At 71.1% G+C, this 11912-nt stretch carries 10 protein-coding genes; all 10 read right to left on the reverse strand.

All coding sequences use genetic code 11. The features are described from left to right. Positions 1 to 69: 69 nt before the first annotated feature. The 10 genes from IE317_RS08150 to IE317_RS08195 all read right to left on the reverse strand — a co-directional run bounded on the left by IE317_RS08150 (position 70) and on the right by IE317_RS08195 (position 11664). Positions 70 to 864, reverse strand: coding sequence for a TIGR03084 family metal-binding protein (locus tag IE317_RS08150; RefSeq protein ID WP_191307812.1), 795 nt, complete (start codon positions 862 to 864; stop codon positions 70 to 72). Further along, a complete protein-coding gene (locus IE317_RS08155) occupies positions 857 to 1957 on the reverse strand; it encodes a carboxymuconolactone decarboxylase family protein (protein WP_191307813.1) in 1101 nt (366 codons plus the stop codon). Before IE317_RS08155 ends, IE317_RS08150 begins: the two co-directional genes overlap by 8 nt. 68 nt (positions 1958 to 2025) lie before the next feature. Beyond that, positions 2026 to 3678, reverse strand: a complete 1653-nt coding sequence (locus IE317_RS08160) for a GMC family oxidoreductase N-terminal domain-containing protein (protein WP_191307815.1) — start codon at positions 3676 to 3678, stop codon at positions 2026 to 2028. Further along, positions 3675 to 4244 carry a DUF5987 family protein gene (locus IE317_RS08165; RefSeq protein ID WP_191307817.1) on the reverse strand — a complete coding sequence of 190 codons (570 nt, stop codon included), beginning with the start codon at positions 4242 to 4244 and terminating at the stop codon, positions 3675 to 3677. Before IE317_RS08165 ends, IE317_RS08160 begins: the two co-directional genes overlap by 4 nt. 34 nt (positions 4245 to 4278) lie before the next feature. Continuing rightward, positions 4279 to 5664: a cytochrome P450 gene (locus IE317_RS08170; protein ID WP_191307818.1), complete on the reverse strand. Its 1386-nt coding sequence runs from the start codon at positions 5662 to 5664 to the stop codon at positions 4279 to 4281. Further along, complete coding sequence (locus IE317_RS08175; protein ID WP_191307820.1) at positions 5661 to 6668, reverse strand: enediyne biosynthesis protein; 1008 nt, start codon at positions 6666 to 6668, stop codon at positions 5661 to 5663. The genes IE317_RS08170 and IE317_RS08175 overlap by 4 nt, the downstream gene beginning before the upstream one ends. A 4-nt stretch (positions 6669 to 6672) precedes the next feature. Further along, positions 6673 to 8646 carry an FG-GAP repeat domain-containing protein gene (locus IE317_RS08180; protein ID WP_191307822.1) on the reverse strand — a complete coding sequence of 658 codons (1974 nt, stop codon included), beginning with the start codon at positions 8644 to 8646 and terminating at the stop codon, positions 6673 to 6675. Continuing rightward, on the reverse strand, positions 8643 to 9626 hold the full coding sequence (locus tag IE317_RS08185; protein WP_191307823.1) for a DUF1702 family protein: 984 nt from the start codon (positions 9624 to 9626) through the stop codon (positions 8643 to 8645). Before IE317_RS08185 ends, IE317_RS08180 begins: the two co-directional genes overlap by 4 nt. A gap of 107 nt (positions 9627 to 9733) precedes the next feature. Beyond that, entirely contained in the window at positions 9734 to 10729 is a 996-nt protein-coding gene (locus IE317_RS08190; protein ID WP_191307825.1) for a DUF1702 family protein, read from the reverse strand. 32 nt (positions 10730 to 10761) lie between these two features. After that, a complete protein-coding gene (locus tag IE317_RS08195) occupies positions 10762 to 11664 on the reverse strand; it encodes a helix-turn-helix domain-containing protein (protein ID WP_191307827.1) in 903 nt (300 codons plus the stop codon). Positions 11665 to 11912 lie beyond the last annotated feature (248 nt).

Below are 11912 nucleotides of genomic sequence, written 5' to 3' on the forward strand. Positions count from 1 at the left end.
TCTCCTCTTGCTGCCCGTGCCCGGGTCGTCAGCACGACCGGACAACGACCCGTACTGTCCACAAAGGATTCAAGCGTCGAACTGGCCGGGGCGGCGCCCCGCCCCGGCCGGCCCGCGATAGGCCTGGGCGATGTCGAGCCACTGGTCGGCCAGCGTGCCCGTCGCCCGCACGTCGAGGTCGAAGCGGTGCCGCCGCCGGGTGACGAGCAGGCAGAAGTCCTCGGCACTGCCGGTGACCCGCTGGGCCGCGTCCTCGGGCCCGAACGCCCAGAGCCCCCCGGAGGGCGCGGTGAGCTCGAACCGGAACTCTTCCGCGGGCGGCGTCAGGTTCCGCGCCTCGTAGCCGAAGTCCCGGACCCGAACGGAAAACCCGGCGATGTGCCGGATCCGGTCGGTGCGCTCGCGGCGCACGCCGAGCGCGTCGGCGACGTCCTGGCCGTGGGCGAACACCTCCATCATCCCCGCGCACGCCAGCACGTACGGCGGCAGCGGGTTCACCAGCCACGGCACCAGCTGGTTCCCGGGCACGGCCGCGAGGGCCTTGAGCCCCGCGTCCCGCTCGGCCCGCCAGCGCGTCAGGAGCACCTCGGCCGGGTCGTGGACGTAGTCCTCCAGCGCGGCGTTGACCGCGGCCTCGAACCCACCGGACAGCGACTTCGTCATGGCGACGAACGCCTCCGGCTGCGCCGCCGACAGCCCTGCGATGCGGAAGATGAACGCGAGGTGCGCGATCTGGTGGCGGACGGTCCAACCCGGCGCGGGCGTGGGGGTGTCCCACTCCGCCTCGGTGAGCCCCGCGACGAGCGCGTCCACCTCGGCGGCCTCGGCGGTCAGGTCGGCGATCACGCCCGTGGTGTCAGTCACCTGTCAGTCCTTTCCCCGATGCGACGTCTTCTCCTGATCGATCATCACCGTTGCGACCTGGGAAGTCTTCTCTTCGCGGGCGGAGCCGGTCACCCGCCGCCACGGCCGCGGTGAGCGCCGCCCACGACACCAGCTCGACCACCCCGCGGTCGTCCGTCCTCTCCGGGCTCAACGCGGCGATGTCGGCGGCCGTCACCTGATAGGCGGACTTGGCCGTCAGCAAGGCGATCCGCCCCGGTGCGCGCTCCTCCGCGGGGAGTTCGGCGAGGACCGGCTCCACCCACGCGCGGCTCAGCCCGGGCGGTTTCCCGTCCCACGCCTTGAGTTCCCGGCGGACGAGCTCCCGCACGCGGGAGGGCACCGAGCGTTCCCCGGCGGCCTCGATCGCCGCCGCAGCCCGCGAGAAAGCGTCGGACAGCGTGTCGCCCGGCTTCGGCCCCGGCGCGGCGGGCAGCAGGTCCAGCGCCTGCCCGGCCGGCGGCGCGGCACCCGGCTTGAGCAGGAAGCCCAGGACAGCCTTGGCCTTCGCCCGCGCCGTCGGCGGAACGGCCTCGGGCAGCGGCGACGGCCCGAGGAACACGCTCACCACCCGGTTGAGGTAGTGGAACGCGACGGCCACCGCCGTGAACTCCGCCGCGGCGTCCTCGGGCACGTCCGCGGGCAGCCTGCCTGCACCGCCCGCCCACGCCGTCAGCGCGCGCAGGCCGCGGTCCGGGATGGCCGCGGTGTCCCCGGCCTCGATGGCCGCGGCGGCGGCCGGCTCCCCCAGCGTCCCGAGCGCCATCGCGTGCACTTCGACGCAGTACGGGCACGAGTTCGCCGCGGACACGGCGGCCGCGACGGCCTCCTTGCCGGCCCGGCTCGCCGCCCCGCCCGCGACCAGCGACTCCCGCAGCATCAGCCACGCCGCGGCCAGCACCTCCGGCGACGCCGAGTGCAGCGCGATCGGCGGGGCGAGCATCCCGAAGTCCCGCTCGACCTGCCGGTAGACCTCCCGCACCAGCCCGCGCGCCCGCCGCGGCCGCACGGCCTCGACGTGCTTGACGTCCCGCACCGTCCGCCGCAGCGCCAGCCGCACCAGTCCCGGGGTCATGGTTCTCCCTTCCACGGAGAACTCGCGCTCCCACATCCCGAGGAGCGCGAGTTCGAAGTACCCGTGCATCAGCTGCCGGCGACCAGATCGAGCTTGGAGACCGCGCGGCGGCCGGTGATCGAGCCGTCGGGGGCCGGGGCGCCGTACTTGACGTCGACGCCGCGGGCCTGCAGCTCCCGGACGATGCCCGGGACCGAGCGCTCGGCGAGCGCGGCGATGGTCATCGCCGGGTTGACCGTCAGCGCGCCCGGCACCGACGCGCTGTCGGTGACGAAGATGCCCGGGTGGTTGCGCAGCTCGTGGTTCGGGTGCAGCGCGGACGTCGCCGGGTCGTCCCCGATCCGGCAGGACGCCAGCGGGTGCACCGTGTACGCCCCGACGACGTCGTTGGTCCACGGCGCCACCTTCGCCAGGCCGTCCTTCTCGATGATGGCCTTGCAGTCGGCGTCCGCGAGCGCCCAGCCGCGCCGCGTGTTCTCCGTCGGGTCGTAGCGCAGCGAACCGCGGCCGAGCATCTGCTGCGAGATCCGGTAGGCGTTCCCGGTCGGCGGCGGCGTGCCGAAGACGCCTTCGTTGTCGTCCTCGGTCATCAGGAAGATCGTGAGCCAGTTGGCCCACTGCTTGAGCATCTCCTTCTTCTCCGCCCCGAACCAGCGCGGCTCCGCCCCGCCGGGCACCTGGGCGAGGATGGTGCCCAGGCCCGGCGGGAAGTACAGCTGCTCCAGCGAGTACCGCTCGTACTCCGGCAGCGAGCCGTCGAGCTTGTCCCAGTTCGCCACGGTCGGGCCCTTGCCGATGTGGTTGGCCGAGTACACCGGACCGTCCTCACGGGACAGCCCGAGCACCTCGCGGACGCGGTCCTCGTCGATGATCGCGGTGTTGAGCCGCTCGCCGTTGCCGGAGAAGTACCGGCCGACGCCGTGCGGCATCTCGCCGAGCGCCGCCTCCGAGCGCTGCAGGATGACAGGGGTCGCGCCGGCGCCGGCGGCGATGATGACGACCTTCGCCTCGATCACGCCGCTGCCGGTGTGGATCCGGTAGTCCTCTTCGTCGATCAGGTCGAAGTGGACGCGGTAGCCGCCGTCCTCGGTCCGCTCGAGCCGCTGGACCTCGTGCAGCGGCCGGATCTGCGCGCCGTGGGCCAGCGCGGCGGGCAGGTAGTTCGTCAGCATCGACCGCTTGGCGTCGAACTTGCAGCCCGCCATCATGAAGTTGCAGTTGACGCAGGTGGCGTTGTCGACGGCGACCGGTGCCGGGTTGGCCGTCCGCCCGGAGTGGTTGCAGGCCGCAGCCCACAGGCCACCGGCGTAGGAGACGTCACTCCAGTCCTGTTTGGACACCGGGATCGACTCGTCGACGCGGTCGTACCACGGCTCCAGCGTGTCCCGCGAAATGACCGAAGGCCACATCCGGCGCCCGATGCTGCCGTGACGCTCGAACACGAACCGCGGCGCGCGCGGCATCGCGGCGAAGTACACCACGCTGCCGCCGCCGACGCAGTTGCCGCCGAGCACGCTCATCCCGTCGCCGACGACGAAGTCGAACGCCCGCGTGTAGGACGAGCCGAGCAGGTAGTCGTGCTCGAAGTCGGCCGCGGCCAGCCACGGCCCGCGCTCCAGCACGGTGACCTTGGCCCCGCCGGCGGCGAGGTGGTAGGCGGGGATGGACCCGCCGAAGCCGCTGCCGACGATGACGACGTCGGTCTTGTCGATGGCGTTCATGCGGGGCTCCCCGATGGGGTCGTGTCCGGGTGGAGTTCGGCCAGCTTGCGGCCGTAGCCGTACTTCGGGAACCGCCAGAACCCGTCGGCGTCGGGGGCCTGGTAGCCCAGCGCCAGCAGTCCGGGGTGCCCTTCGCGGATGGCGTCGGCGGTGTGCATGTGCGCGGCGCTGTCGAAGGCCATGTTGCAGAACAGCGCGAGGCTGACCCAGCCGTCCTTCTCCGGGTGGCCGGGTGCGGTCAGCCGCCGCACCAGCTCGCGGCGGTGCTCGTAGGGCAGCGCGACGAACGGCGGGACGTCGTGGTCGAGCGCGAGTTCCACTTCGCCCGCGTAGGTCTTCGCGTGATCGTTGAGCGATTGCGCGAGGTAGGGCAGGCCGACGGTGACGCCGGTCGCGTCGAAGTTCAGCAGCTCGAGCGCGCCCGCCGCCACCGCACCGGGGCCGGGCGCGGCCCCGGCGATCGCCCGGTCGTCCTCGTTCCGCTTCTCCCCCGGCACGATCGTGTCCGCGTAGGCCTCGAGGGTCAGGTTCTTGACGCGTTCTTCTTCGGTGGCTTCGGGTTGCACCGGCCTACCTCCTCATCGAATGTCCACAGTGAACTCAGGCGGCCTCGGCCCGGCGCACCCGTTCCCGGCGGTGCACGGTCATCGGCAGCCCGCCGCGCACCCGCAGCGAGAGCATCGCTTCGGGGTCGACGACCTTGCCCGGCACCTTCCGCAGCACCAGGTCCCGCGCCGCCATGGCGAGCACGAACACCGCCTCCATCACGCCGAGGCTGTTGCCGATGCAGAACCTCGGCCCGGCGCCGAACGGGATATAGGCGTAGCGCGGCGGCCGTCCGGCCGGGTTCGCCGGGTCGAACCGGCCGGGGTCGAACCGCTCCGGGTCGGTCCAGAACCCCGGGTGCCGGTGCAGCGTGTAGGGCACCACGACGACGTCGGAGCCGGCCGGCACGTGGTACCCGCCGATCTCGTCGTCGGCCTGGGCGACCCGCGGCAGCAGCCACACCGGCGGGTACAGCCGCATGACTTCCTCGACCACGGCCGCGGTGTAGGTGAGCCGGCGCAGGTCCTCGTGCTCGGGCAGGCGGTCACCCAGCACCTCGACGGCTTCGGCGTGCAGCCGCTCGCCGACGTCGGGGTGCTCGTCGATCAGGTGGAAGGCCCAGCCGAGCGTGCTCGCCGTCGTCTCGTGCCCGGCCAGCAGCAGGGTGATCAGCTCGTCCCGCATGCGTTCGCGCGACGCACCTTGCCCGGACCCGGACGCGATCAGCCGCGACAGCACGTCTTCGCCGTTCTCGACCGGGTTCGCCAGCCGCTGCTCGACGAGCTCGTCGGCGATCCGGCGCAGGTCGTCGCGCGCGGTGCGGAACTCCAGCTGCTTCTTCAAGGGCACCCACTGCGGGACCGCGCTCAGCGTGACCGCCTCGAACATGGCCTGGTCCTGCACGGCCTCGAACGAGTGGCCGAGCGTTTCGTACCCGCCGAGCTCGGCGTCGAGCAGCGTCTTGCCGAGCACGCCGAGGGTCAGCCCGGTCATCTCGTGCAGGATCTCGACCGGCCCGTCGTGCGCGCCGAGCCGCTTGATCAGCGCGTCCACTTCGGCCGCGACGACGGCGGCCTGCCGCGCGATCCGCTTGGGCTGGAACACCGGCTGGATGGTCCGCCGCTGCTCGCGCCACGTCTCGCCGTCGCTGGTGAGCAGGCCGTCGCCGAGGGCCCGGCGCGCCTCCTGCAGGCCGATGCCCTTGTGGTAGTTCGCGGCGTTGTCCGCGAGGACGTGCTTCGCGAGGTCCGGGTGGTTCACCAGGTACATCGCCTTCGGGCCGATGGCGATGCGGACGACGTCACCGTAGACCTCGGCGTTGTCGCCCATGAGCGCGAGCCGGTCGGTGAAGAGCTGCTTCAGCAACCGGAGGGTCGCCCGGCGCGGCGGCCCGGGCGGCGCGGGGTGCGCCGCCCGGGCTCGGTGCTGGCGGCCGGTCATGCCGCGACGGCTCCCGGCTTCTCGCCGCCCGCTTCCGCCGGCGCGGGCGCGAGCTCCAGGTTCGCCTTCTGCTCGGCCTGCTCGGCCTCGAACTTGATCCGCGCCTTGTTCGAGAAGTGCAGCGCCCACAGGAACATGCCGCGGATCAGGCAGACGGTCGCGGTGGCCAGGAAGAGCCCGTAGGCCACGTGCACGGCGGTGAAGAAGCCGTACGCGAGCGCCACCCCGGCCCCGAAGGCGAACTGCGAACCCGGCTTCGACGGCGACGTGCCCGGGTCGGTCACCATGTAGTTGGTGTAGAGCACGAACGCGACACCGGTGGCCATCGCCAGCGCGCCGGGGATCGACGTGCCGAAGAGCCAGCCGCGGACGACGGCCTGGATGACGAAGAAGCTCAGCCAGCCCGCGATGAGGAACATCCGGCCGGTCAGCAGCGCGTTGAGCACCGTGCCCGACACGAGGATGATGCCGACGATCAGCCAGCCACCCCAGGTGGGGATCTGCTCCGTGAAGTGGTACGGCGGGGCGATGCTCGCCCACGGGAACACGAGCAGGATGATCGTGATGCCGAAGTTCGACGGGTTCATGTAGTGCCGCATCCGGCCGTACACCGGCGCCTGCAGGATCCACTTCGCGCCGACCGCGACGACCACACCGAAGATCATCACGAGGATCCGGTCGTTGACGTAGGTCAGCATGTTCAGCGCGAGCCCGGTGATGTGCGCCGGGAGCAGGAACTCCATGAGCCCCTTGAACCCGTTGCCCTTGAAGCGGACCGCGCGCGAGGTGACGCGGGCGTTGATGATTTCGAGCAGGATCTCCGTGGTGTACGCGGTCGCCAGCGCGACGAACGGGTACAGCCACGGCTGCTCGAAGCCGAGCACGGTGTAGCCGACGATGTTGAAGATCGTGATCGAGATCGCGAAGCGGCGCAAGGCGGTGACGACCTTGTCGGTGCGCTTCGGTGGCGCGGTGTCCACTTTGGTCAGAGTCGGGGTCGCCATCACGTCACATCGCTTCCTTCGCCGTGGTGCCGAGCTGGTACATGTGGCAACCGGGTTTGAGCTTCAGGTTCTGGGTCCGCAGCTGCCCGGTCCGGTCCCGCCACTGCAGGTGCACGTCGAGCGGGCCGCTGACGTCGTGCCCGAGGCCGATCTGGACGTCGAAACTGCGCCGGCCGGCCTCACCGCTGCTGCCGTCGACCCGGCCGAGGTACTTCTTGCCGTCCGCCGTCGTTACGGTGGCCTGGGCGCCGATCGCGGGCGGGCCGGCCGCGGGCAGCGGGCCGGGCGCCACCGGGGCGTCGGTGGTCAGCTTCAACTGCAGGTACTTGCCGGGGTTCGGGCTGTCGTTGTGGTAGAAGATCGGCGCCTCCCACTGCCGCGCCACCGCGAACTCGGGTAGGCCGTCGCCGTCGGTGTCGCCGACGGCGATACCGCGGGTGGGCACCGGGACCGCCAGGCCCAGCTGCGGCGCGAGGTCGGTGTACCGGCCGTCCGCGCTCTTCACGAAGAAGTGCAGGGTGTGGTCGCCGCCGATGTCGTCACCGGCACGGGCGTTCGGCCACCAGAGCGGGTTGGACAGCATGCCGTCGTGCGCCGTGGCCAGCTCCTGCAGGTTCGGCCAGCGGTTGACCTGCCCCTTGACGAACCCGGTCGCCTGCGCGATCTGGTTCTCGCCGCCGTTGTTGAAGTCCTGGATCTTGACGTCCCAGCCCCAGCCGGACCAGGCGGTCCCTTGGCTGCCGCTCACGTCGTCGAACGGCGCGACCCCGTCCTGCAGCTGCTTGCGCAGGTCCATGGTGTTCTTCGCGGTGTTCATGAACTGGAAGTTCGACTCTTCGATGCCCCACGACGTGGTGATGTTGCTGACGAACAGGTCGTAGAGCCCGTCGTGGTTCAGGTCGCCGAAGTCGACGCCCATGCCCTTGAAGGAGTCGTTGCCCAGCACCTTCGACTTCGGGTCGGTGATCCCGCGGACGCCGGTGACCTCGGCGAGCTCGATGTGGCCCGGCGTGGACTTGTTGTAGAGCAGCCGGTCGTGCCCGAAGTCGTTGGCGATGTAGAGCTCCGGCAGGCTGTCGCCGTCGATGTCGGTCGCGCTGGAGGCCAGCGTCCAGCCGTAGCGGGCGACTTCCGGGATGCCCTGCGAAGCGTCGACGTACTGCGCGCTCGGGTTTGCGCCGGACGCGGCGCTGGTCCAGCGGTAGATGTACTTCGCGCCCGAGTTCAGCGCGTGCGACATCGACTGGTTCATCGTGATGCCGCCGTCGGCGTTCGGGTCGAGGACCCGGCTGTCCGGGAAGTAGTTCCCGATGAAGATGTCGACGTGCCCGTCACCGTCGAAGTCGCCGATGGTGACGGAGTCGGTGTTCCACATCGGGCCGTTGTACTTCCCGTCCGGGCCGCGGTGGTTGCCCGCCACGAGCTCGACCGGCTGGAACGCGGCCGCGTCGAACTTCGCCGCGGTGGCCTTCTGCAGGAACAGCACCGGCGTGCGGCCCCAGTAGTAGGCCAGCACGTCGGTCCGGCCGTCTTCGTTGTAGTCACCGGGAACGCAGCCCATCGGCGCCATGTAGTCCCACGTCGGCAGGGCCGGCGCGGGGTCGAGCGCGAAGGGCGCGTAGCGCGGGCCCGAGTCCGGCGACGGCGTGATGACGACCTGGTCGCTGCGGGTGTCGACCAGGCAAAGGTCGTTCGCCTTGCCGCTGCCGCTGATGTCGTTGAGCGCGATCGCGGCGCCGACCGAGGAGATCCACGCGGCGATGTCCTTGTACTGCTTGTTCACCGTCCGGATCGACTGCGACTTCTTGGCCGCGGGCAAGGCGATCGTCATCGGGGTGAAGTGGAACTTGCTCGCCATCGAGTCTTGCTCGGCGGCGGAGACGCTGGGCAGGCGCGCGACCAGGAACAGGGTGAAGATCAGCGCCAGCGCCACGATGCCCGCCAGCTGCTTGCGCAGCCGGCCCAAGGTCGCGGTCATTCGTGCACACCTCCGTGCGTCAGGACTTCGTCGGCGATCCGCCGCCGCCAGGTTTCGAACGCCGGGACGTCGTCGCCGTCGACGACCACCTCCGGCCGGACCTCTTGGGTGATGGCCGCCGCGCGCTCGGCCGGGAGCCCGCAGATCGCCCGGGCCGCCATCTCGGTCTCCGGGATCATCAGGCCCGAGCGCACCCGGCACTCGGCCGCGAACGCGCTTCCCTGCGCCAGCGGCCCGTGGTGGATGCCGGCCCGGTCGACCAGTTCCCGCAGCTCGTCGGCCGTAACGCCGCACGCGTAGGTCGAGGCCAGCCCGACCCCGGCGTACAGGTCGCCGTGGCGCGACTCGGGGAACTCCTCGATCGTCTTCGTCACCAGCTCGACGTCGGTACCGCAGATGAACCACAGCGCCCGGCCGATGCCCTGGTCGATGGCGCGCAACGCGTACCCGTCGTAGCGCTTGTCCGGCCACGAGAAACCCGGCTCCTGGTACTGCTGCCGGATGTACTGGTCGGTCTTGAAGTACGCCTGGTGGAAGCCGTAGCCGTCGAGCACGAGCCAGCGCAGCAGCGGGTCGAACGCCGAGGCCTTCGGCCACGCGAACCGCGGAAGCCGGCACATGGCCCAGCCGACCCCGACGTAGATGATGTAGTCGTGCTTCTCACCGGGGCCGGCCAGGAATTCGGCGATGTTCGTGCTCTTGCCGAACGGCAGCCCGTCGAGGACGCCGTACCCCATTCCCGCGCCTTCGTAGGCGAAGCCGCGGAACTGCGGCGGAATGCGCTCGAGCCATTCTTCGGCTTGCTCGACCGAACGCGCCTCGACCGCGTGTGCGTACCCGAGGAGGAATTTCTCCCCGATCGTCTCGAGCCGTTCTTGAGCGGCTGGGCTCTTGCGGTGGAAGCCACGCTTTTCCAGCGAGGTCTCCGAAACGTTCGGTGTCAGGATGCGGCGTCTGAGCGCACGCCAGCCATTGCCCAACGCACTCTCCCCCTCACGGGTCGAATGAGACTTGGTTCTGCTCGTCGATTCCACGGTCACAGATCCGCTGGTCGGCGGTCTACTCCACGGTTGCGTGGGATCACCGCTCAGCTCGCCCGGCGCGCGGCGGCCGGGCGGAGCTCCTGCCGGATCCGCTCCCGCCACAGCTCGTAGGGCGGTTCCGGCCCGTCGTCGCCGTCGGCGCGCTCGGTGCGGTCGGCCAGGTTCTGCGCCTCCTGCACGGTCAGGTCGACCAGGGCACCGCACGCGAGGGAGGTGTGCGCCGGCACGTACCCGGAGTAGGTCCGCGCCTTCACCGCGAACACGACGCCCAGGCCGAGCTCGTCGTGGTACCCGCCGGCCGCCCGGCGCAGCCGCGCCAGCCCGAGCTGGTCACTGCCGCCCGCGAACGTCGCGGCGAGCCCGATCCCGCTCCACAGGTCGGCCCGCCGGTGCTCGGCGAACCGGCCGGCCGCGGCGGCCACCGCGTCCGGGTTCCCGCCGTGGATGAACCACAGCGCGCGGCCGACCCCCTGGTCGAACGCGCGGGGGAAGTACTCCGGGCGGCCGGCCCACGGGTAGGGCTCCGGGGCGGCCTGCCGCTCCACCCACTTCCCGGTGTCGAAGTAGGCGCGGTCGAAGCCGTAGCCGTCGACGGCGAGCCAGCTCATCACCGGGTGGTAGGCCACCCCGGTCAGCTCGGGCAGCATCTTCTTCCACAGTGGACGCGGCAGCCGCGCCATCGCGAACCCGATCCCGATGTAGGCCAGGAAGATGTGCGGGCGGCCCGGTCCTTCGAGCAGCTCGCGGGTCCGGTCCGAGCCGCCGCCGGGCATGGCGTCGAGGACGGAGTAGCCCATCGTCGCGCCCTCGTAGGCGAACCCGCGCTGTTCGGGCTCGATCAGCGCGAGGCGCCGCTCGATCTCCCACAGCGACGCGCCTTCGATGGCCCATTCGAACCCGCACACGACCGCCTGGGGCACCGCTTCCAGGCGGGCCGTGGCGTCGGTGTGCACCACCGGGAACCCGCGCTCGGCGAAGCCGACGGACGCGAGGGAGGGAGCGAGCACGCGCTTGCGCAGCACGCCGAGCAGAGTCGACATCCGGATCTTCCTGTCGGTCGGGGGAACGGGGCTCAGGCGACGGCGCGCAGGTGCGGCCGTTGCGTGGCGAACTGCTGCCGGCTCGACGGCGTCGGCCGGGACGCCAGGGTGATCGCGATCGGCGGGTCGGTCAGCGCGGGCCGCCGCAGCCGGACGGTGACGCCCGGCGAGTCGAACGGCGACACGGCGGCCGAGGCGGTCCCGACCGTGAAAGCGGGGCCGCTCTTGGCGTGCACGCTGTGGTCGGCGATCGCAATCACGGTCCAGTTGCCCTCCGGCACGCCGTGCACGGTCAACCGCCCGGACCGGGTGTTGGCCGAGCCGCCGAAGGCGACCGGGCCGCGCTGCGGCACGTTGTCGGCGAACACGCCGACGAGAACGGTGGCCGGGGCCGCGTCGTCCGGCAGCACCAGGTCGACGTCCAGGTGGCCGGTGCCCATCGGCTGCGAAGCGCAGCCGGCTTCGCGCAGCGACTGCTGCGACGGCAGCCGCTGGAAGTACGCCGAGTGCGCGACGAGCAGCTCGCCGACGTCCGGTTCGCGGTACTCGGTCGGCGTCATGCCGACGGCCCGGACGAACCGGCTGGTGAAGGTGCCGACGCTGCTGTAGCCGACGCTGCAGACGATGTCCGACACGGTCAGGGAAGTGGTCAGCAGCAGCCGTTTCGCCTCGAACAGGCGCACGGCCGTCAGGAACCGGCCCGGGGTGACCCCGGTCGCCTTCGCGAAGATGCGCGAGAAGTGGAAGGGGCTCACGTACACCTCGGCGGCCAGCGCCGACAGGGTGATGGGCTCGAAGTAGCGTTCGAGCAGCAGCTCGATCGCCCGCAGGATCGCCGGCTGGACGGCTTGTTCGCGTCTGAGCCGGTCCGCGTCCTCCGGTGGCTCGCCGGCCTCCCGCTGCGCTCCCGTGGACGCAACCGATCGCAAGATCATCAGTCCAACCTCGAATTCCTCCGCTTGGATTTCCCTCGCCGCCAGGTAAGACGCCGGATGTCGCGGGTCGGTGGACGACCGATCGAGCCTCGACGGAGACCGGAGAAGGCGCTGTCGGCGGGGAACGCCGAACCCGTGCGAAGGGCACGGCTCCCCTCGTGCACTTCGCACGGATCCGTTGTGAAAGCTGCCCCGACACGGCGAGTGAGCACCGGCTTCCGCCGTTCGCCCGGCCGGACGGCATGATC

Origin of the sequence: Amycolatopsis bullii, from assembly GCF_014654205.1 — a bacterium.
Classification (GTDB): domain Bacteria; phylum Actinomycetota; class Actinomycetes; order Mycobacteriales; family Pseudonocardiaceae; genus Amycolatopsis; species Amycolatopsis plumensis.